This window comes from Allobranchiibius sp. CTAmp26 (genome assembly GCF_017565405.1).
Classification (GTDB): domain Bacteria; phylum Actinomycetota; class Actinomycetes; order Actinomycetales; family Dermatophilaceae; genus Allobranchiibius.
In genome coordinates this window covers 60,039-79,926 of sequence record NZ_JAGEKR010000019.1, presented here as the reverse complement: position 1 = coordinate 79,926, position 19,888 = coordinate 60,039, and the positions used below count along the sequence as shown (strand labels likewise).

At 68.5% G+C, this 19,888-nt stretch carries 21 protein-coding genes; 10 read left to right on the top strand and 11 right to left on the bottom strand.

The genetic code is table 11. The features are described 5' to 3' along the window. Positions 1-247: 247 nt before the first annotated feature. The 6 genes from J4030_RS14725 (at position 248) to J4030_RS14700 (ending at position 5,862) form a co-directional block, all read left to right on the top strand. Complete coding sequence (locus J4030_RS14725) at positions 248-1,558, top strand: extracellular solute-binding protein (RefSeq protein WP_208049983.1); 1,311 nt, start codon at positions 248-250, stop codon at positions 1,556-1,558. Beyond that, entirely contained in the window at positions 1,555-2,520 is a 966-nt protein-coding gene (locus tag J4030_RS14720; RefSeq protein WP_307864716.1) for a sugar ABC transporter permease, read from the top strand. Before J4030_RS14725 ends, J4030_RS14720 begins: the two co-directional genes overlap by 4 nt. Then, on the top strand, positions 2,520-3,371 hold the full coding sequence (locus J4030_RS14715) for a carbohydrate ABC transporter permease (protein WP_208049982.1): 852 nt from the start codon (positions 2,520-2,522) through the stop codon (positions 3,369-3,371). Before J4030_RS14720 ends, J4030_RS14715 begins: the two co-directional genes overlap by 1 nt. A 37-nt stretch (positions 3,372-3,408) precedes the next feature. Next, positions 3,409-4,689 carry an ABC transporter ATP-binding protein gene (locus J4030_RS14710; protein WP_208049981.1) on the top strand — a complete coding sequence of 427 codons (1,281 nt, stop codon included), beginning with the start codon at positions 3,409-3,411 and terminating at the stop codon, positions 4,687-4,689. 78 nt (positions 4,690-4,767) lie between these two features. Then, the gene (locus J4030_RS14705) at positions 4,768-5,133 is read left to right on the top strand and encodes a hypothetical protein (protein WP_208049980.1); all 366 of its coding nucleotides are present in this window, start codon (positions 4,768-4,770) and stop codon (positions 5,131-5,133) included. Positions 5,134-5,169: 36 nt separating this feature from the next. Then, a complete protein-coding gene (locus J4030_RS14700) occupies positions 5,170-5,862 on the top strand; it encodes an SDR family oxidoreductase (RefSeq protein WP_208049979.1) in 693 nt (230 codons plus the stop codon). Here J4030_RS14700 and J4030_RS14695 read toward each other — a convergent pair. Continuing rightward, positions 5,839-6,780 (bottom strand): carbohydrate kinase, encoded by a 942-nt coding sequence (locus J4030_RS14695; protein ID WP_208049978.1) that lies wholly within the window; start codon positions 6,778-6,780, stop codon positions 5,839-5,841. The genes J4030_RS14700 and J4030_RS14695 overlap by 24 nt on opposite strands. Positions 6,781-6,789: 9 nt before the next feature. Then, a complete protein-coding gene (glpX, locus tag J4030_RS14690) occupies positions 6,790-7,800 on the bottom strand; it encodes a class II fructose-bisphosphatase (RefSeq protein ID WP_208049977.1) in 1,011 nt (336 codons plus the stop codon). Positions 7,801-7,923: 123 nt separating this feature from the next. Between glpX and J4030_RS14685 the strand changes: the two genes are divergently transcribed. Together J4030_RS14685 and J4030_RS14680 are read left to right on the top strand one after the other, a co-directional pair. Next, complete coding sequence (locus tag J4030_RS14685) at positions 7,924-8,523, top strand: DUF4245 domain-containing protein (RefSeq protein WP_208049976.1); 600 nt, start codon at positions 7,924-7,926, stop codon at positions 8,521-8,523. After that, positions 8,520-9,974 (top strand): MFS transporter, encoded by a 1,455-nt coding sequence (locus J4030_RS14680; protein ID WP_307864715.1) that lies wholly within the window; start codon positions 8,520-8,522, stop codon positions 9,972-9,974. The genes J4030_RS14685 and J4030_RS14680 overlap by 4 nt, the downstream gene beginning before the upstream one ends. Positions 9,975-9,978: 4 nt before the next feature. Here J4030_RS14680 and J4030_RS14675 read toward each other — a convergent pair whose 3' ends face one another. Together J4030_RS14675 and xseA are read right to left on the bottom strand one after the other, a co-directional pair. Next, a complete protein-coding gene (locus tag J4030_RS14675; RefSeq protein ID WP_208049975.1) occupies positions 9,979-10,242 on the bottom strand; it encodes an exodeoxyribonuclease VII small subunit in 264 nt (87 codons plus the stop codon). A gap of 74 nt (positions 10,243-10,316) precedes the next feature. Beyond that, entirely contained in the window at positions 10,317-11,552 is a 1,236-nt protein-coding gene (gene xseA, locus J4030_RS14670) for an exodeoxyribonuclease VII large subunit (protein ID WP_208049974.1), read from the bottom strand. Positions 11,553-11,575: 23 nt separating this feature from the next. On the opposite strand from xseA, the gene J4030_RS14665 reads away from it, so the two are divergent. Further along, a complete protein-coding gene (locus J4030_RS14665; protein ID WP_208049973.1) occupies positions 11,576-12,601 on the top strand; it encodes a 4-hydroxy-3-methylbut-2-enyl diphosphate reductase in 1,026 nt (341 codons plus the stop codon). On the opposite strand, the gene J4030_RS14660 is transcribed toward J4030_RS14665, so the two are convergent. The 5 genes from J4030_RS14660 to J4030_RS14640 all read right to left on the bottom strand — a co-directional run bounded on the left by J4030_RS14660 (position 12,577) and on the right by J4030_RS14640 (position 17,544). Beyond that, on the bottom strand, positions 12,577-13,800 hold the full coding sequence (locus tag J4030_RS14660) for a DNA recombination protein RmuC (protein ID WP_208049972.1): 1,224 nt from the start codon (positions 13,798-13,800) through the stop codon (positions 12,577-12,579). The genes J4030_RS14665 and J4030_RS14660 overlap by 25 nt on opposite strands. A 36-nt stretch (positions 13,801-13,836) precedes the next feature. Then, the gene (locus tag J4030_RS14655) at positions 13,837-14,556 is read right to left on the bottom strand and encodes an anti-sigma factor domain-containing protein (RefSeq protein WP_208049971.1); all 720 of its coding nucleotides are present in this window, start codon (positions 14,554-14,556) and stop codon (positions 13,837-13,839) included. Beyond that, positions 14,553-15,143, bottom strand: coding sequence for an ECF RNA polymerase sigma factor SigK (gene sigK / locus J4030_RS14650; protein WP_208049970.1), 591 nt, complete (start codon positions 15,141-15,143; stop codon positions 14,553-14,555). Before sigK ends, J4030_RS14655 begins: the two co-directional genes overlap by 4 nt. Positions 15,144-15,214: 71 nt before the next feature. Further along, positions 15,215-15,844 (bottom strand): fasciclin domain-containing protein, encoded by a 630-nt coding sequence (locus J4030_RS14645; protein ID WP_208049969.1) that lies wholly within the window; start codon positions 15,842-15,844, stop codon positions 15,215-15,217. A gap of 104 nt (positions 15,845-15,948) precedes the next feature. Continuing rightward, complete coding sequence (locus tag J4030_RS14640) at positions 15,949-17,544, bottom strand: molybdopterin-dependent oxidoreductase (protein WP_208049968.1); 1,596 nt, start codon at positions 17,542-17,544, stop codon at positions 15,949-15,951. A 221-nt stretch (positions 17,545-17,765) separates the two neighbouring features. On the opposite strand from J4030_RS14640, the gene ychF reads away from it, so the two are divergent. Beyond that, positions 17,766-18,845, top strand: a complete 1,080-nt coding sequence (gene ychF, locus J4030_RS14635) for a redox-regulated ATPase YchF (RefSeq protein WP_208049967.1) — start codon at positions 17,766-17,768, stop codon at positions 18,843-18,845. Positions 18,846-19,049: 204 nt separating this feature from the next. Here ychF and J4030_RS14630 read toward each other — a convergent pair whose 3' ends face one another. Beyond that, on the bottom strand, positions 19,050-19,196 hold the full coding sequence (locus J4030_RS14630; RefSeq protein ID WP_208049966.1) for a hypothetical protein: 147 nt from the start codon (positions 19,194-19,196) through the stop codon (positions 19,050-19,052). 123 nt (positions 19,197-19,319) lie between these two features. Next, complete coding sequence (locus J4030_RS18330; RefSeq protein WP_279538181.1) at positions 19,320-19,454, bottom strand: hypothetical protein; 135 nt, start codon at positions 19,452-19,454, stop codon at positions 19,320-19,322. Positions 19,455-19,888 lie beyond the last annotated feature (434 nt).

Genomic DNA, 19,888 nt, shown 5'->3' with positions numbered 1-19,888 from the left:
TTCGCGGGGTCGGCAGCCGGTTCGCTCGCTGGCCAGGGTATGCCGTGCCTTCGCAGGGCCCCCGCACGACCCGTGGCAGCCTCCGGCGGGCGCTGGATTCGATACCGACGGGTAGGTACCGATTAGGAAACATTCGCACGAGTGTGGCCATTCGCCTTGCCGAACGGGGTCGGCATGGCGAGAGTGGTGTGCGTCACACTTGGGTCGTTCACGACCTTCGCGACCGCCGAGGTAGGAGCCACACGGGATGAAGAATTCAGCGCCACGACGTCGTGGCATCGCCCTGGCAGCGGCGGGTGTGATGCTCGCCAGTGTCGGGCTCGCCGCCTGCGGTAGCAGCAGCAGTAGTAGCGGCGGCAAGGCTTCGTTGACCTGGTACATCAACCCGGACGTCGGCAACACCGACGCGAGCAAGGGCGGCCAGGCGTCCCTGGCGTTGGCCTGCTCGAAGGCTTCCCACGGCGAGTACACAATCAAGGTGCAGCTGCTGCCCAACCCGGCCGACGATCAGCGCACCCAACTACTGCGGCGGCTCATCTCCGGTGACAACTCGATGGACCTGATGAGCATGGATCCGGCGTATGTCACCCAGTTCGCGTCGGCCAAGCTCCTCGCTCCCGTGCCGGCCGACAAGGTCGCCGACTTCACGGCCGACCGGGTGCCCTCGGCCATCAAGGGTGCGACCTTCGACGGCAAGCTCATCGCGGCGCCGTTCTGGGCCAACACCCAGCTGCTCTGGTACCGCAAGTCGGTCGCCAAGGCGGCCGGTCTCGACATGAGCAAACCCGTCACCTGGGCGCAGGTCATCGCGGCGGCCAAGAAGGAGAAGAAGCAGATCGGGGTGCAGGCCAAGCTCTACGAGGGGTATTCGGTCTGGATCAACGCCCTGGTCGCCGGCGGTGGCGGGTCGATCGTGCAGAACCCCAGTGCCACGGCTGACAAGACCAAGCTCGGCCTGAACACGCCGGCCGGCAAGGACGCGGCGTCGATCATCTCCCAGATCGCCAAGTCGGGCCTCGGTGGACCCGCGATCGGCTCCTCCGACGAGACGGCGGCGCTCAACCTCTTCCAGAGCGGTGCAGCGGCGTTCCTGGTCAACTGGCCGTACACGTACGCCGCGCTGACCGGCAACAAGAGCGACATCGCGGCGACGATCTACCCGCGCACGGTCGACGGGAAGGTGGCGGCGCCACCGTTCGGCGGCATCGACCTCGCGGTCGGCAAGACGAGCAACCACGTGGCGCAGGCGTACGACGCGGCCTCCTGCATCACGAGCGAGGCCAACCAGGCCTCGTACATGGCCAAGGCCGGTAACCCGGCCAGCCGGAAGGCCGCGTTCTCGGACCCGGCGGTGAAGAAGGCGTTCCCCAACGGGATCGCCGCCACCATTCTGCAGTCGCTGGGGACGGCGACCCCGCGGCCGCTGTCGCCCTACTGGTCTGACATCTCCACCGGGCTGCAGCAGGAGTTCAGCCCGCCGGCTTCGGTCAGCGCCAACACGCCGAAGAACGCTCAGACCTTCATTTCCAATGTCCTGAAGGGAAAGGCACTGCTGTGAGCACCGTCGCTGAGACCACGACCGGCGAACGTTCGTCGGCGCGCCGGTCGGAGAAGAAGGCCGGGCTGTCCGATCGGACCCGGGGCGAGCGCAGGCTCGGATGGAAGCTCGCCGGTCCGGCATTCATCGTGATGCTGCTGGTGACGTTCTATCCGATCGCCTACGCGCTCTACCTGTCGCTGTTCAACTACCGGCTGACCGACCCGGCGGCCCGCAAGTTCGTCTGGTTCCAGAACTACATCACCTCCCTCAGTGATCCGTTGTTCTGGAAGGCCACCGGCATCACCGCGTTCATCACGATCGTCACGTTGATCGTGGAGTTGATCTTCGGCATGGCGATCGCGATGGTGATGAACAAGATCGTGCTGCCGCGCAAGACGCTGCGCACGGTGGTGCTCATCCCGTACTCGATCATCACGGTCGTCTCGGCGTTCTCCTGGCTCTACGCGTTCAAGTTCGACACCGGCTTCTTCAACCACTGGCTGCACTTCCTCTCGTTCGGTGCCTTCGATCCGACGTACAACTGGTTCGGCGGCACGTGGTCGTCGCTGACGATCATCTGCCTGTCGGAGATCTGGAAGACCACCCCGTTCATGTCGCTGCTGCTGCTGGCGGGGCTCGCCCAGGTCGACAGGTCGATGGAGGAAGCCGCCGAGGTGGACGGTGCGTCGTGGTGGCAACGCCAGGTGAAGGTCGTCTTCCCGAGCATGAAGGCCGCGATCATGGTCGCCGTCGTCTTCCGGGCACTGGATGCGTTCCGCATCTATGACAACCCGTTCATCATGACCGGCGGGGCCAACAACACCAACACGCTGTCGATGCTGGTCGGTCAGACCACTGTCAGTCAGGCGGAGATCGGCATGGGATCCGCGCTCGCGGTCCTGCTGTTCGTCTTCGTGCTCATCATCGCCGCCGGCTTGGTCCGGCTGTTCAAGGTCGACCTGACAGGGGGCAACAAGTAATGGAAACCAACAAGACCAAGTGGGGGCTCGCCGGCGCCTCCGTGCCCATCATGCTGTGGACGCTGATCCCCATCGTGTGGATCGTCGCGACCTCGTTGAAGAGCACGACCGCCCTGGCCGATCAGCAGCAGAACGTCTTCGGCAACTTCTGGCCCAAGAGCATCTCGTGGGACAACTACAGCCTGATCTTCACCGGCGGCGCCAAGGATCTGTTCGTCCCGGCGCTGTGGCACTCCATCGTGGTGTGTCTGGTGGCCACGCTCATCAGCGTGGTGCTGGCGACGTTCTGCGCGTACGCGATCGCCCGGCTCGACTTCCCCGGCAAGAAGGCCATCCTGATCACCGCCCTGACGGTGTCGTTCTTCCCGGTGATCGCCATGGTGACGCCGCTGTTCAACCTGTGGCGGATTCTGCACCTGTTCGACACCCTGCCCGGCCTGATCATCCCCTACATCACGCTGACACTGCCGCTGTCGATCTGGATCCTGTCGGCGTTCTTCCAGCAGATCCCTTGGGAGATGGAGCAGGCCGCGCAGGTCGACGGCGCAAGCAGTTGGCAGGCCTTCGTCAAGGTGGTCGCCCCGCTGGCCGCGCCGGGGGTCTTCACGACAGCGATCATCGCGTTCTTCACCGCGTGGAACGACTTCGTCTTCTCCAGCAACCTGACCGCCGCTCGCGCGCAGACCGTCCCGGCGGCACTGAACTCCTTCACGGGAGCCAGCCAGTTCACCCAGCCGACCGGCGCCATCTGCGCGGCAGCGGTCGTCGTCACCATTCCCGTCGTCATCCTGGTGCTGCTCTTCCAGCGCCGGATCGTCGCCGGACTCACCTCCGGCGCCGTCAAGGGCTGACCGGCGTCCCCGCCGTATCGCACGAAGGAGCTAGCCAGTGTCAAGCATCGAACTGAAGAACATCGTGAAGAAGTACGGCGACGGGTTCCCCGCCGTCAACGACGTCTCGCTCAACATCGCCGACGGCGAGTTCATGATCCTGGTCGGGCCTTCCGGTTGCGGGAAGTCCACGCTGCTGCGGATGGTCGTGGGTCTGGAGGACATCACCTCCGGTGAACTGGACATCAACGGCAAGCGGGTCAACGACCTCGCTCCCCGGGATCGCAACCTGGCCATGGTGTTCCAGAACTACGCGCTCTACCCGCACCTCACCGTCTTCGAGAACATCGCGTTCCCGCTGCGTCTCGCCAAGGGCAAGCACAGCGACAACGAGATCAAGGAGAAGGTCAACACCGCCGCCGACATGCTGGAGCTGCGTGAGCACCTCGAGCGCAAACCGGCCAACCTGTCCGGTGGTCAGCGCCAGCGCGTCGCGATGGGCCGCGCGATCGTCCGGGAGGCCGACGCGTTCCTCTTCGACGAGCCGCTGTCCAACCTGGACGCCAAGCTGCGCGGCCAGATGCGCACCGAGATCGCGCGGATGCAGCGCCGGCTGGGTGTGACGACGCTCTACGTCACCCACGACCAGACCGAGGCCATGACCCTTGGCGACCGGGTTGCCGTGCTGAAGAAGGGCATCCTGCAGCAGTGCGCGTCGCCGCGGGAGCTCTACGAACAGCCGATCAACCTGTTCGTGGCCGGGTTCATCGGCTCGCCGCCCATGAACTTCCTGCCCGCTCGGGTCGAGGGCAACACCCTCAAGATGCCCATCGCCGACGTCGAGCTGACCGGTGAGCTCGCGGAGAAGGTCAAGGGTAAGAACGCGGTCATCGTGGGGTTGCGTCCCGAGCACATCAAGGACGCCTCGCTCGGTGACAACATCTCGCACGGCGTCCCGTTCAAGGCCGTGGTCGATGTGACGGAGTGGCTGGGCAACGAGCAGTACGCCTACATCCCGTTCGACTCCGACCCGTCCCTGCAGGGCACCCTGGAGGAACTGGACCGCGACCTCGACGGTGAGGGCATGCGCACCCAGATGGTCGTCAACCTCGACTCGCGCTCGCGGGTGCGGGAGGGGCAGGAGGCCGACCTGGTCTTCGACCCGTCGTTTATGCACGTCTTCGACCCGGAGTCGGGCGACTGCCTGACCCGCGACGACGACCGCGCCGCCGAGATCGCCCGGGACAACGAAGAGCAGCGCAAGGCCGCTCTGGAGCGGGCGAAGAGCAGGGAATCGAACGCGGCGTCGCAGAGTGCGGAGCCGCGACAGGCCTCCTGACGGGGCTGCAGACAGTAGGACCGCAGGGCCGAATCCGATCCACGGGTCCGGCCCTGCGGCGTAGGGCGGGGAGGCCGCATGCGCGTGCTGGTCGAATACCTGCTGATCTGCATCGTGCCCGCCGCCGTGATCAGCCTCGCGTTCAAGATCCCCTGGCTCCTGCGACGGCTGCGCAAGGGCGCGATGGCCCTGCACCCCACGCACCGGCCCATCGAGCGCCTCGCCGACGACCTGCACCGGCTGGGCTCCGAGCTGCAACTCGTGCGCGCCGGCGGTGGGCCGGCCCGTAAACGCCGCCTGAACGCGATCGAGCTGGCCTACGAGGACATCCTGCTGGAGTGCTGCGCGGCGCTGGAACTGCCGCACCCCGCCCGGCCGCCGTTGTCACGGGAGGAACGCCTGCACGTGGAGGCTTCCCTGCTGAAGGCAGGCTTGCGCTGGTGAGGGGCGGTGGCACCGCCGGTTTCGTAGGGTGCAGGCATGAGCAGCAGCGGCAAGCGAGTCCTGATCACCGGTGGCACCCGAGGGATCGGTCGGGCGATCGCGCAGACCCTGTCACCCACCCACGACCTGTTGATCGGAGGGCGTGACGACGCCTCGGTGAAGCAGACCTGTGCCGCCCTGCGGTCCGCCGAGCCCTTCGTCGCCGATCTGGCGGACGAGGACGCCACCCGGGCGGCCGCGGAGTCCGTCGGCGATCTCGACGCCGTCGTGCACTCGGCCGGCGTCCTGGGCCACGGGCCGGTCACGTCGTTGGACCGGGCGGACTGGCGGCACACGATGGAGTTGAACGTCGTGGCGGTCGCCGATCTCACGCGGCTGTTGCTGCCGGCCCTACGACGGGCGCACGGCACGGTCGTGGTGATCAACTCCGGCGCCGGACTGACAGCCCGCGCCGACACCGCGCTCTACGCGGCCAGCAAGTTCGCGGTCCGGGCGTTCGCCGACTCGTTGCGCGAGCAGGAGCGCGAGCACGGGGTGCGCGTGACCTCGATCTACCCCGGGCGCGTCGACACCGACATGCAGCGTGAACTGATCGAGAGCGGCGGCCAGCACTACGTCGGCAGCAACTACATCCGGCCGGAGTCGATCGCGGCCGCGGTCCGGCTCGCCGTCGAGATGTCCGCGGACGCCTCGGTCGACGACCTGTCAGTCCGACCCGGCCCCCGGTAGGCCGAGCTCGGCCCGGGTCGGCGGCTGGGACCCGGCTCGGGAGACCGTCACCGCCGATGTCGCGACACCCCGATCGACCGCGGCGAGCAGCGCCTCGCGGGGCGCAACGCGCAACCGGTCTCGGGCGTCGGCCGCGCCGAGTAGATCCTCGTCCAGCAGCCAGGACAGCATCCCGGACATGAACGAGTCTCCGGCCCCCACGGTGTCGACCAGTGCCACGCGCCGGCCCGGCACGTCGACGAGCTCGCCCGTGCCGCTGAGGTGCACGAGGGCGCCGTCCCCGCCGCGGGTCGCGACCACGAGCGAGGGGCCCAGCTGGCCCCACAACCGCAGCACCTCACCGAGATCCGCGTCCTCGCCGTACAGCCACGCGATGTCCTCGTCGCTGGCCTTCACGACGTCGGACAAGCCGACCAGCTCCTCGATGCCGGACCGCACCGAGGCGGCCTCACCGATGATCGTGGGACGGGGATTGGGGTCGAGCGAGATGGTGCCCTGCGCGCGATGCGCGACGACGGCGTCGCGGACGGCGCTAGCACCCGGTTGCAGCGCTGTGGCGATCGAGCCGGTGTGCAGGTGGCCCCGGGAGCCGGGCAGCGGCGTCCGCGGAGCCCAGGCGAGGTCGAAGTCGTAGGTGGCCGCGCCGGTTTCATCGAGGGTGGCACGTGCCGTGGGCGTGGCCGGCGCGGTCACGCTGCCGGGTGTGAGGTCGACGCCGTCCACCGACAGGGCATCACTGATGGCGAGCCCGTAGGCGTCGTCGCCGATGTAGGTCGCGAGTGAGACCGGATGGCCGAGCCGGCCGAGCCCGATCGCCGTGTTGAACGGCGACCCGCCGACATGCTCGCGCACCGAGCCGTCGGTGCCGCGCACGATGTCGATGAGAGCCTCGCCGATGACCAGCGTCGAGGGGTGCACGGTGGGTCCTCAGCCCGCCGCGGCCGTGTACTCGCGCAGCTTGGCGAGCGAGTGGTGCGCGTCGATCAACCGGATCGTGCCGCTCTTGGATCGCATCACCAGCGACTGGGTGAAGCAGCCGTCCGCGCGGTAGCGCACACCGCGCAGCAGCTCGCCGTCGGTGATGCCGGTCGCGACGAAGAAGGCGTTGTCGCCGCGCACGAGCTCGTTGGTGCTGAGCACGGTGTCCAGGTGGAGTCCGGCGTCGATGGCTTTCTGCCGTTCGTCGTCGTCCTTCGGCGCCAGGACACCCTGGATGGTGCCGCCGAGAGCCTTCATCGCACAGGCCGTGATGATGCCCTCGGGGGTGCCGCCGATCCCGAGCAGCAGGTCGATGCCGGTGTCGGGTCGGGCGGCCATGATGGCGCCGGCGACGTCGCCGTCCGCGATGTACCGGATGCGCGCTCCCGCGTCGCGGATCTGCGTCGCGAGCTGCTCGTGACGCGGCCGGTCGAGCATCACCACGGTGACGTCGGCGGCGCTCACTCGCTTGGCCTTGGCGACTCGGCGGATGTTCTCGGCCACCGGGAGGCGAATGTCCACGACGTCGGCGATGTCGGGTCCGGCAGCGAGCTTGTCCATGTAGAAGACCGAACTGGGGTCGTACATCGAACCGCGCTCGCTCACAGCCATCACCGACACCGCGTTGCTCATGCCCTTGGCGGTGAGAGTGGTGCCGTCGATCGGGTCGACGGCGACGTCGACGCCGGGGCCGGTCCCGTCACCCACGTGCTCTCCGTTGAAGAGCATCGGGGCCTCGTCCTTCTCGCCCTCGCCGATGACGACCACGCCGTTCATCGCGACCGACGAGATGACCCGGCGCATCGCGGCGACCGCCGCGCCGTCGGCGTCGTTCTTCTCGCCGCGTCCGACCCAGCGTCCGCCGGCCATCGCGGCCGCCTCGGTGACCCGCACCAGCTCGAGGGCCAGGTTGCGATCCGGCACCTCGGCGCTGTGACGGCTTGCCTCATCGGTGGACATGCGACTCCTCGGTCGGCGGGTCGGGCCCGCCAGCGGGGCCCCTCGATCTCGCTCGGTGAGTCTATCGGGGGTGAGACGGCAGGCGGCTGCGTCCGGTACGCGGTCATGGGCGACCATGGAGGGGTGAGCACCCCACCCTCCGCGCAGGCCCAGGCCGGCGCACCGGCCCCCGCGCGGCGCGGGATGAGCGGCACCGCGAAGAACATGGTGATCTCGATGATCGTGCTCGTTGCGGGCTGTCTGGTGCTGATCGCCCTCGTGCCGCGGGTCGGCTCGGTCCAGCAGCCGGTCGCGAACGTCGCGGCGATCGCCCGGGAAGTCGGCGACGAGCAGAAGTGGGACGTCGCCGTCGCGGACGGCCTGCCGACGGGGTGGACGGCCACCAACGTCACGCTGATGACCGACAACCCACCGGACACCTGGCAGGCGGGCTACACCACCCCCGGCACCCACTACGCCGCCGTGGTCCAGACCAGTGCCGGCGATGCGGCCTGGGTGACCCGCCAGACCGGGGCGGCCAAGCGGGTGGGCACGATCTCCTTGGGCGGCGCGACCTGGATCCGGTACGAACGCAACGACGGCGAGCAGCAAGCGCTGGTGCGGACGGTGCCCCTCGGTGGCCTGACGACCGCGGTCATCGGGACCGCTCCGTGGTCGCAGCTGAACCAGTTCGCCGCTGCGCTACGGCCGCTCAGCCACAGCACGCTGCACCCGACATCGTGACCGACCCGGACGGTCATCCCGAGGGCGGCAACCCGGCGAGATGGCTGGCGCTCATCGTGTGCCTCGGTGCCGTCTTCATGTGCCTGCTCGATGTCAGCATCGTCAACGTCGCCCTGCCCTCCATGCAGGAGGGCCTCAAGGCGTCCGCGCCGGACCTGCAGTGGGTGCTCTCCGGGTACGCCGTGACGTTCGGGCTGGTGCTCGTCCCCGCCGGCCGGCTCGGTGATGCCTACTCACGGCGCACGATGTTCCTGATCGGGATCACCGGCTTCGTGGTCGCCAGCGTCGCCTGCGGGCTGGCGTGGTCGCCCCTGGCGATCATCGTCTTCCGGTTGCTGCAGGGCGTCTTCGCCGGTCTCCTCACCCCGCAGGTCAACGGCATCATCCAGCAGCTCTTCCGCGGTCCCGAGCGCGGTCGGGCCTTCGGCTACTTCGGTGCGATCGCGGGTGTGTCCACCGCAGCAGGGCCGCTGGCCGGCGGGGGGCTCATCGCCCTGTTCGGTCCCGAACACGGCTGGCGCGCGGTCTTCTTCGTCAATCTGCCGATCGGGTTGGTCGCCATCCCGTTCGCCGCGCGACTTCTCACCCGGGCGGGTGTGACCAGCAGCCGCGGCGACGGTCGGCGTCCGCAGTTGGACCCGGTCGGATCCCTGCTCTTCTGTGTCGGCATCGTCTCGCTCCTGCTGCCGCTGGTGGAGCAGCGCGAGTGGTCCGGCGCGCTGCGCTACCCGTTGTACGTCGCGGCCGTCGTCTTCCTGGCCCTCTTCGTGGTGTGGGAGCGCCGCGTGGAGTCCCGGGGCAAGTCACCGGTGCTGGATCTGGGGCTGTTCTCCCTGCGCAGCTTCAGCTTCGGGTCGGTCACCGGGCTCCTGTATTTCGGGGCGTTCACCTCGATCTTCTTCGTGCTGACGGTCTATCTGCAGATGGGCCAGGGGTACACCGCGTGGCAGGCCGGCCTGACGGTGACGGCGTTCGCGGCCGCCACCATCCCGGCGTCGCGGCTGTCGGGCACCAAGGGCCCCGACCACCCGATCGCCTTCCTCACCACCGGCTCCCTGCTGTTCGCCGCGGGTCTGCTGCTGACGATCGTCGCGGTACGGATCGAGTCCGGTGCACAGGTGGGGTGGTGGATGGCGCTGCCGCTCGCGATCGCGGGTTTCGGCAACGGCCTCGTACTCCCCGCCAACCAGACCCGCGCGGTGTCGCAGGTGCCGGTCCAGCAGGCCAGCTCGGCGGGTGCGGCCTACCAGGTCTTCCAGCGCACGGGCACCGCGCTCGGCATCGCGGTCGTCGGCACCGTGTTCTTCGGGCAGCTGGCGAGCACCCGCGGCGACTTCTCGCAGGCATTCGAGTACGGCGTGAGCGTCTCGGCGGCGCTGGGAGTCCTCACCGCGATCCTTGCCGGTGCCGAGGCGTGGTCGGGACGACAGGCTGCCTCGCGGACCGCCTGAGCGATCAGTCGCGCTCGGCCGTCATGGCATCGATGCGGTGTTCGGCGTCGGAGAGCCACTTCTGGCAGTGCGCGGCGAGCGCTTCGCCGCGCTCCCAGAGCCGCATGCTGTCCTCCAGGCTCGGCTCGCCGCTCTCCAACCGCGTCACGATCGCAGCGAGTTGGTCGCGCGCGTCCTCGTAACCGAGCTCGGCGATGTCGTCGTGCGTGGTGGCGCCGCGGTCCTCGGCTGATGCTGCGCCGGCGGGCTCCGGCTGGGTGGTGGCCATGTCTTAGAACTCCAACTCGTCGAGTGATCGGTGGTGGCGTCGGCAGCGACGTCGGTCGGGCCGCCGTGCGGGCTTCACGGCTCGGTCACCGGCCGCACCGCGAAGTCGCCCTGGGCGACGGTGACGCGCAACAGGTCGGACGGTGCCACCTGCGCGACGTCGGTGATGACTTCGCCGTCCTGGGTGCGGACCACGGCGTACCCCCGCTGCAGCACCTCCCACGGGGACAGTGCCCGCAGCTGGCCCGCGAGGTGATCCACCTGGTCGTGTGCCCGATCAATCCGGCGCGTCACGACCGAGGTGGACCGCGTGCGGAGCTGCTGCACCACGTCCGCGCGGCGGCTCACCATGGTCACCGGGTCGCGCAGTGCCGGTGCCGCGCAGAGCTGATCCAGCCGACGACGCTCCATCGCGGCGTGATGCCGCAGCGACCGGGCGGCTCGGCCGAGCAGCCTCTCCAGGCCGGCGCGCTGCTCGGCGAGGTCGGGCACGATCCGGCGCGCGGCGTCCGTGGGGGTCGAGGCACGCAGATCCGCGACGAAGTCGAGCAGCGGGGTGTCCACGTCGTGACCGATCGCGCTGACCACCGGGGTGCGCGCCGCGGCCACCGCGCGCAGCAGCGCCTCGTTGCTGAACGGCAGCAGGTCCTCGAACGCGCCACCGCCCCGCGCGATGACGATGACATCGATATCGGGGACGGCGTCGAGCTCGGCCAGGGCCGCGCCCACCTGCTCGACGGTGCCCGGCCCCTGCACGGCGACCTGGCGTATCTCGAACTGCGTCGCGGGCCAGCGCAACCGGGTGTTCTCCACGACGTCCTTCTCGGCGGCGCTCGCACGGCCGCAGATGAGGCCGACCCGGCGCGGGAGGAACGGCAGCGGACGTTTGCGGGAGGCGTCGAAGAGGCCTTCGCTGCGCAGCAGCTGTTTGAGGTGTTCCAGCCGCAGCAGCAGGTCGCCGACGCCGACCGGCCGCATCTGCCGGGCGTCCAGGTGCAGGGATCCGCGCTTGGTCCAGAACGTCGGCTTGGCCTGCACCACCACCCGCGCGCCGGGACCGATGCCCGGGCCCATCGCGTCGAGCGTGTTCACGTGCACGGTCACCGACAGCGACATGTCCACGTCGGGATCGCGCAGGGTGACGTAGCAGGTCGGGGCACCGGGTCGCCGTTGCAACTGCACGATCTGCCCCTCGACCCACAGCGGCGACATCTTGTCGACGTACTCGCTGATCCGCATCGAGAGGGTGCGCACCGGCCAGGGCTGCTCGGCCGTGGTGTCGGCGGCCTTCTCCGGAAGCGGCGCGGTCACGCGGCCACCGTAGACTGATTCGTATGACGAGTACTCCAGTGGCGGCCGCACCCTCGCGCACCAAGCGGGTCCTGCTCGCCGCCCCGCGGGGGTACTGCGCCGGTGTGGACCGCGCCGTCGTGACGGTGCAGAAGGCCCTCGATCTCTACGGTCCGCCCGTCTACGTGCGCAAGGAGATCGTGCACAACAAGCACGTCGTGACGACCCTGGAGAAGCGCGGCGCGATCTTCGTGGAAGAGACCGACGAGGTGCCCGAGGGCGCGACGGTCATCTTCTCCGCGCACGGAGTGGCGCCCGTGGTGCACGAGGAGGCCGCTGCCCTCAAGCTGAAGACGATCGACGCCACGTGCCCGCTGGTCACCAAGGTGCACCGCGAAGCCGTGCGGTTCGCGAGCGACGACTTCGACATCCTGCTCATCGGGCACGAGGGCCACGAGGAGGTCGTGGGTACCGCGGGGGAGGCGCCCCAGCACATCACCCTGGTGCAGAGCCCCGACCACGTCGACGCGGTCACCGTGCGCGATCCGGAGAAGGTCGTCTGGCTCTCCCAGACCACGCTCTCGGTGGACGAGACGATGGAGACCGTCCGCCGGTTGCGCGAGAAGTTCCCGAAGTTGCAGGACCCGCCCTCGGATGACATCTGCTACGCGACCCAGAACCGCCAGTTGGCGGTCAAGCAGATGGCGCCGGACACCGACCTGATGATCGTGGTCGGCAGCCGCAACTCCTCCAACTCCGTGCGTCTGGTCGAGGTCGCACTCGAGCACGGTTCGCGCGCCGGCCACCTGGTCGACTACGCCGACGAGATCGACGAGAGCTGGCTGCAGGGGGTCACGACGGTGGGTGTCACCTCGGGGGCGTCCGTGCCGGAGGTGCTGGTGCGGGACGTGCTCGACTATCTGGCCGAACGCGGCTTCGAGGACGTCACCGCCGTCCAGGCCGCGCAGGAGAGCCTGCTCTTCGCCCTCCCGAACGAGCTGCGCCGCGACCTCAAGCTCGCCGGAAACGACGACGACAAGGTGCGTCACGACGCCGGCGCACTGCGCTGAGCCCCATCACCCTCCCCGCCTGACATCCCGGCGCGAAAGTCCAGCTGCGGTCGGGTCGTCTCTCCGGCCTCGGCCATGTCGCGGTCGACGGCGTCGATGAGCTCCCGGGCGGTGAGCGGGCGTACGGCGTCCTGCACGGGGGACGGGGTCGCCGGGGGCTGATCGGCCAGCCCGAGCTCGTGCATCTTGCGCGCGGTGACCAGCACCCGGCTCTCCAGCGTGCCGAGCAGCGCGTTGTACGCCTCCACTGAGCGGTGCAGCGTGCTGCCGAGCTTGTCGGCGTGCCGCCCGAGCGTCGCCAGGCGCTCGTAGAGCGTCTTGCCCAGCTCCAGCAGCTCGCGGGCGTTCGCGTTCAGATCGTCCTGCTGCCAGCTGAACGCCACAGTGCGCAACAGCGCCAGCAGGGTGCTGGGAGAAGCGAGCACGACCCTGCGCGCGATGGCGCGCTCGAAGATCGCCGGGTCGGCCAGCAGGGCCGCGGACAGCACGGCGTCGGAGGGGACGAAGGCCACCACCATCTCCGGTGACCCGGCGAAAGCGGTCCAATACCCCTTCGCAGCCAGCGCATCCAGATGCCCGCTCAGAGCGCGCGCATGGGCCTGCAGCGCGGCCGAACGTGCGGTCTCGTCGATGCCCTCACGCTGGGCCGCGAGGTAGGAGGTCAGCGGCGCCTTGCTGTCGACGACCAGGGTGCGCCCACCCGGCAGGTGGACCACGACGTCGGGGCGTACGGCGGCGCCGTCGCGCGCCCGCGCGCTGACCTGTTCCTCGAAGTCGCAACGGGCCAGCATTCCCGCGTGCTCGAGCAGCCGCCGCAGCTGGGTCTCGCCCCAGGTGCCACTGACATTGGAGGACTTCAGCGCGCCGGCCAGCGCCGCGGTCTCCTGCTGGAGGCGGATGGTGGTCGAGCCGACCTGGTCGAGCCGGGCACCGAGCTCGCCCCACTGTTCGAGACGGTCACGCTCGAGCACTCCCACCTGCCGCTCGACGCGCAGCAGAGTCTCACCCAACGGCCCCAGCACCCCTGCGGTGCGCTGGTCGTCCCGATCGGCGAGCTCCAGATCGGTGATCCGCGCCCGCAGCAGGTCGCGCTCGGTGGTGAGCGCGACGTTGCGTGCGGCGTACACCGTGCGAAGCGTCAGCATCACGAGCAAGGCGCCGACGACGGCGCCGACGAGGAAGGCCTCCATCAGGAACATGTCGGGCAGCCTGACACGGTGCACCGACAGGACCGGTCAGGTGAGGGGCATCGCCAGGATCGGGGTCTTCGTGGGGACCTGCGAACCGCCGGTGGGTTCGATGGTGATATCGAACTCCTTGGCGCCCTGGACGTTGGCCGTGAGCTGGTTCGTGTGACCGGTCTTGAGGATGCCGGCGTTGGTCGGACCGTCGCCTTTGATGAACCAGCCCTGGTACGTCGTGTCGCCCGTGCTCGCCGTGACCTTGTGCAGGGTCGCGACGGCCTGGTTCAGGGAGCGCGAGCTGATCACGGTCACGGTCCCACCGCGGAACGGCATGGTCCTGCGGGTCGCGTCGGGAGCGTGTTCGATACGGGACATCGCGTTGGTGACGCCGCCGGACGTGTTGGCCCACGGCTGCGCGTGGATCACGCCGGCGCCGGCCACGACCACCGCGCCGGCCGCGACGAGGCCGATCACGGCGCGACGAGGTCTGCTCGTGCGCGCCGAGGTACGAGCGTGACCCGGACGGTCGGCCCGCGACTGCGACACCTGCGGAGTGTGCTGGATCTGTTCCAGGAGCGCGGACCGAAGGTCGGGCGAGGGCGCGACCGGTGGGATGTCCGACGCCAGTGTGACAGTGAGTTCGGCGACCTCGGCCACCTCGCGGCGGCATGACTCGCAGTCCTGCAGGTGCCGCTCGGAGCGGGCTCGTTCCAGGTCGTCGACGGCGTCGAGGGCATAGCCCACGGCATCGATGTGCGTGTCGTTGGTCATCGTTCACCTCCCATCGCGGTGCGCAACCGCTGCAGTCCATCGCGGATTCGTGTCTTCGCCGTGCCGAGGGGGATGCCGAGTCGTTCGGCGACCTCTGCGTGCGTGTGACCCTCGAAATACACCAGGCTGAGGGCCTGTCGTTGGTTCTCGCCCAAAGTGCCGAGAGCACTGCGGACGTGTTCTGCGTCGAGCTTCGCGGTCACCTGGTCGACCGTGGAGTCGTACGCCGTCTCCTGCGACTCCCGTGTGTACGTCTCGTCCCGACGCCGGGTGGCCTGTGCCGACCGGACTCGGTCGACTGCTCGGCGGTGGGCCAGCGTGAACATCCAGCTGAGCGCCGAGCCCCGTTCCGCGTCGAACCGGGCACTGGTGCGCCAGATCTCCAGGAAGACCTCTTGCGTGATCTCCTCGGCCTGCGCCCGGTCGACGATCAACCGAACGACGAGACCGTTGATGCGGGCGCTCGTCGCGTCGTACAACCGCGCGAAGGCGTCCTGGTCCCCTCGACCCGCTGCTGTCAGGAGATCGGCCAGCTGCGGCCCGGGCTCGTGGACGCCGGTGTCCACTGTTCGCAAGGTGCCCGTCATGGAGTCCATCCTGACGGATGGACTCCATAACAGCGCTACCGACGTCACGGTGAGCCCGATTCAGGGACAGATCAGCTGGCCGGGACCAGGACGGTGTCGATGATGTAGACGTTGGCGTTCGCGGTCTGCACGTTGCCGCAGATGATCTTCGCCGTGGCCCCGCCCTTGACGGTCAGGCTCGGGACGGTGCCGCTCACCGTGTCGCTGGTCTTGGCCAGCGTCGGGTGGGTGCCCACGATCTTGTCCGGCCCGAGGCGGGTCGGCAGGACGTGGTTCGTGAGGATCTTGGTCAGCATCGTCTTGTCGGCCAGCACCTTGGCAAGGGTCGCCTTGGGCAGCTTGGCGAACGCGGCGTTGGTCGGCGCGAAGACGGTGAGGTTCTGGGTGTTGTTCAGGGTGTCCACCAGGCCGGCCTTCTTGACGGCGGTGACCAGGGTCGACAGCAGCGGGTTGTTCGATGCTGCGGTGGCGACGGTGTCCTGAGTCATGCCGCCGAACGAGCCCTTACCGGTCTTCGGCACGGCCGCGCAGCCGGGGCCGAACGGGACGGCCGCGGTCGAGCCGCTGGTGGCCGAGGACGACGCCGAGCTCGAGGTGGCGGCGCTGGAGCTGCCGGACCCGCTGGAGCTACCGCAGGCGGTGAGCGCGAGAGCGCCGACTGCGGTGAGGGTGGCTGCTGAGGCGATGGAACGCGTCTTCATGTGGATCTCCTGAGTGAGGTCTCGCGCTGTGACGAGTTCGTTGGTCGAAGTGCATGAGTCATTCGGAGCAGGGGGTGGGCCGGATTGGGTTGATCATCAATCTTTCAGCCGATGCTGAAGATCAGATTGACGATTCCGCTCGACCCGTCGGGAAAGACGTCCTTACGCGTTTCGGACTGCAGTGAGTCCTTGCCGTAGACCACGCGAGCGCGGACGGCATGCTGCCCGGTGGCCTTGGTGTTCCAGACATAGGCCCACTGCCGCCAGTAGTCGACGTTCACGTCGGGTCCCATGGTGGCGTCCTTCCAGGGGCCTTCGTCGAGACTCACCTGGACGCGTACGACGCCGTGGCGCTGGGCCCACGCGACCCCGCCGATGACGACCTTGCCGCCCTTGACCGTCGCGAACGAGGCAGGTGTGTCGATCCGCGCTGACGGTTTGATCGGCCCGTCGATGGTCCAGCCACGTTTGGTCCAGTAGGCGCGCGACTTCGAGTAGTCGGTGACGGTCATCCGGGTCACCCACTTGGTGCATCCGAGCATCCCGTAGAGGCCCGGTGTCACCAGTCGCGCCGGGAACCCGTGTGCCCGGGGGAGGGCCTGCCCGTTCATCCCGATCGCGAGGAGGGCCTCGCGATCGTCGGTCATCGCGCCGAGCGGGGTGCTGATGGTGAAGCCCTCGGTCGAGGTGCTGAAGACCTGCCGACCGGGTTTGGCCGCATCCTTGACGCCGGCCATCTTCAGCAGGTCGCTGGTGCGTACGCCGAGCCAGGTCGCCCCGCCGGCGTAGCTCCCGCCGGGTTCGTTGCTGATGCAGGTCAGGCTGATGTTGCGCTCGATCAGATCCAACTTGGTGATGTCGTTGTAGCTGAGGTCGAGTGGGTGCTCGACATCGCCGTCGATGCGTAGTCGCCACGAGTCGCGCTCGACGTTCGGCACGGTGAGGGAGGTGTCGACGCGGTAGAACTTGCCGTTCGGGGTGCGCAGGGGGGTAATGGCGGGGTACTGCGCCGTGAGGCCGACGGGGATGGCCGGTGCCTTCTCCTTGGCGACCGGCAGCGCGAGTCCGGCGGTGCTCGGCACGGCTCCCAGTTTCTGCCCGACTGCAGCACTGCCGACGGCGCCGGCCGCGACGACACCCGATCCGGCGAGGAACACCCGGCGGGTGCTTGCGAGAGTGGGCGCGTCGCCCGGCGTCGGGCGATGCAGGATCCGGTCCGCCATGCTGCGGGTGACGGCGTCGCCGGACAGCAGGAACAGACCGAACAGGGTCAACGTGCCCACGACGGCCGTGACGATCGTCGGGACGATGTCCGACGCCACGGCCGCGGGCCGCGTCATCGCCGCGTACCCGGCGATGGCCACGAGCACCAGCTCGAGTGCGAGACCGAGCAGGAGGATCCGGCGGGCGAGTAACCCGGCGAGGCCGGCCAGGATCAGCGCGCCGAGGGAGACCGATAGCAGCAGCACGAGCTTGTCGTTGGTGCCGAACTGCTTGATCGCGATGTCTTTCAGCGCGGTCGGTGTGCGGTCGATCACGGCCTCGCCGACGGCCAGCACCGGAGAGGCCGATGCCTTCCGGAACGACGCGACCAGGTGACCGAGCGCCATACCGAGGCCTGCGGCCAGGATGCCGATGAGGATCGCGCGGAGTCGGCTGACGGTGCCGATCGGGTTGGCAGGGCGAAGGATTCGCGTCATCCGAGAATCGTCGCCGTCGCGCGGCGTCGTGTCGGCGGAGGAGGATCCCGTAGCGGATGCGGCGTCCGTCGCCGGCGCGACGGCGCCCTCGTCGGGCGTACCCGGGGGTCGCCTCGGGGGCAGGGCCGACCGCACGCGATCGAGGAAACCAGTCATGCGCCCTATTCGGAGCGTGCGGCGTGGTGGATGCCCTCGCCGGGACCGCGTAGCCTCTTGTCCCCGTGGCCCTCACCATCGGAATCGTCGGACTGCCCAACGTCGGCAAGTCCACGATGTTCAACGCGCTGACCAAGAACAACGTCCTGGCCGCGAACTACCCGTTCGCGACCATCGAGCCAAACGTCGGCGTCGTACCGCTGCCGGACGAGCGCCTCGGCGTTCTCGGCAAGCTCTTCGACAGCAAGCAGATCGTGCCGGCGACCGTGTCGTTCGTGGACATCGCCGGCATCGTCAAGGGCGCGTCGGAGGGCGAGGGGCTCGGCAACAAGTTCCTGGCCAACATCCGCGAGGCCGACGCCATCTGCCAGGTCATCCGCGCTTTCGACGACGACGACGTGGTGCACGTCGACGGGTCGATCTCGCCGGTGCGGGACAAGGAGATCATCGAGACCGAGCTCATCCTGGCCGACCTCGAGACCGTCGAGCGCGCGCTGCCGCGGCTCGACAAGGAGGTCAAGGGCAAGAAGACGGACAAGACGGTGCTGGAGGCCGCGCTTGCCGCCAAGGATGTCCTCGACGCGGGCAACACCCTCTTCTCGCAACGTGATTCGATCGACTTCTCCCCGATCCGCGAGCTGGGTCTGTTGACCTCCAAGCCCTTCCTCTACGTCTTCAACGTCGACGAATCCCAGTTGACCGACACCGAGCTGCAGGCGTCTCTGCAGGCGCTCGTCGAGCCGGCCGAGGCGATCTTCCTCAACGCCAAGCTCGAGATGGATCTCGCCGAACTCGACGAGGAGGACGCCACCGAGCTGCTGGAGTCGGTCGGCGTGACCGAGTCGGGGCTGGACCAGTTGGCGCACAAGGGTTTCCACACCCTCGGGCTGCAGACCTACCTCACCGCCGGGCCCAAGGAGACGCGCGCCTGGACCGTCCCGGTCGGTGCGACGGCTCCGCAGGCCGCCGGTGTCATCCACACCGACTTCCAGAAGGGTTTCATCAAAGCCGAGGTCATCTCCTACGAGGACCTGGTCGAGCTCGGCTCCGTCGCCGAGGCGCGCGCGCACGGCAAGGCGCGCATGGAGGGCAAGGACTACGTCATGGCGGACGGCGACGTGGTGGAGTTCCGCTTCAACGTCTGAATCGGCGCGTTTGCGCAGGTCAAAGGCTTGCGGGGGTCGTTTAGTCCGCACCTAGTCCGCAAGAATTTTAGAAGGGCCGTCCCGAACGGGCCGTTCGAGGTGCCGTCAGACCTGGCGGCGGAGGGGCCTGCCTCGGTGAGCTGGCCGCGTCCGGAACGACCCCTGGACGGCCCTGCCAGGAGGCGTTCGGTCACCCCCGTCGGGTCACTCTCCGGCACTGGCCATCGCCGCCGCTTCGGGCCAGGCGGGGCCGCCGAGCGCCGCCGCCTTGTCCTGGGCTGCGTCGAGGGCGTCGGAGATGTCGGGATGCAGCGCTGCTGCGAGCGACCAGGTCTTCGGCCCATTGACCACTATTTTGACGAACTACAGCGCGCTCGCGTCATTGCGGACGCAACCCTTCTTCAGGCCGGTGGAAATGTCGGTCCCGGCAACCCACGCCTAGTACGTCTCGCCGGTCATCGAGCCCCACGTTTCTCACCGGGCTGCCCGGGCCGGCCAGAGTCGGGTGGCGACACCGCTGCCTTCACCGAGGTAGTAGTCGTCCGCTCGCGAGCGATCGCGCTCGACATACGCGCGGGCTGCACTCGCCGCGCCGCGGTAGAACTTCACGCCACCGTCACAAAGGCCGGACTTGTCGTAGTCTGTATTTATCGGATATTTGCTAGATGCAACTAGGCGTCAGTCACGTTAGAGGGACGTTACCGATTGCCGCCACTTGCTGCGCGTATTCGGCAGGTAGCCCGGTGCTGCGGTCGCGGCCTCCAACCAGCTGCAGTGAGACCCCACTGGAGTCCTTGCTTTGGTGGACGGCTTCTACTTCTGACCAGGGGATGAAGCGTCGGGTGGGAGGTCGTATGCCCTGTGTGTTGATCACGATGGTGTTGAGGTTTCGGGTTGAGCCGACACACAGCATCGCAATGACGAAGACCGGGATGACGTAGTGCACAGGTGATGCCCCCTGAACGGCGTACTGCGCGACTAAGAGGACCTGCGTTGCAACCAGGATCCAAGCGATCCATTTCGTGAACCTCGGGAGGCTGGCC

Coding starts and splice junctions, on each gene's coding strand:
- J4030_RS14675 (WP_208049975.1), bottom strand. CDS start 10,242: ATGGCCACCACCCAGCCGGAGCCCGCCGGCGCAGCATCAGCCGAGGAC.
- J4030_RS14700 (WP_208049979.1), top strand. CDS start 5,170: ATGAGCAGCAGCGGCAAGCGAGTCCTGATCACCGGTGGCACCCGAGGG.
- J4030_RS14645 (WP_208049969.1), bottom strand. CDS start 15,844: ATGAAGACGCGTTCCATCGCCTCAGCAGCCACCCTCACCGCAGTCGGC.
- J4030_RS14640 (WP_208049968.1), bottom strand. CDS start 17,544: ATGACGCGAATCCTTCGCCCTGCCAACCCGATCGGCACCGTCAGCCGA.
- J4030_RS14715 (WP_208049982.1), top strand. CDS start 2,520: ATGGAAACCAACAAGACCAAGTGGGGGCTCGCCGGCGCCTCCGTGCCC.
- glpX (WP_208049977.1), bottom strand. CDS start 7,800: ATGTCCACCGATGAGGCAAGCCGTCACAGCGCCGAGGTGCCGGATCGC.
- sigK (WP_208049970.1), bottom strand. CDS start 15,143: ATGACGGGCACCTTGCGAACAGTGGACACCGGCGTCCACGAGCCCGGG.
- J4030_RS14705 (WP_208049980.1), top strand. CDS start 4,768: ATGCGCGTGCTGGTCGAATACCTGCTGATCTGCATCGTGCCCGCCGCC.
- J4030_RS14725 (WP_208049983.1), top strand. CDS start 248: ATGAAGAATTCAGCGCCACGACGTCGTGGCATCGCCCTGGCAGCGGCG.
- J4030_RS14655 (WP_208049971.1), bottom strand. CDS start 14,556: ATGACCAACGACACGCACATCGATGCCGTGGGCTATGCCCTCGACGCC.
- J4030_RS14665 (WP_208049973.1), top strand. CDS start 11,576: ATGACGAGTACTCCAGTGGCGGCCGCACCCTCGCGCACCAAGCGGGTC.
- J4030_RS14660 (WP_208049972.1), bottom strand. CDS start 13,800: ATGTTCCTGATGGAGGCCTTCCTCGTCGGCGCCGTCGTCGGCGCCTTG.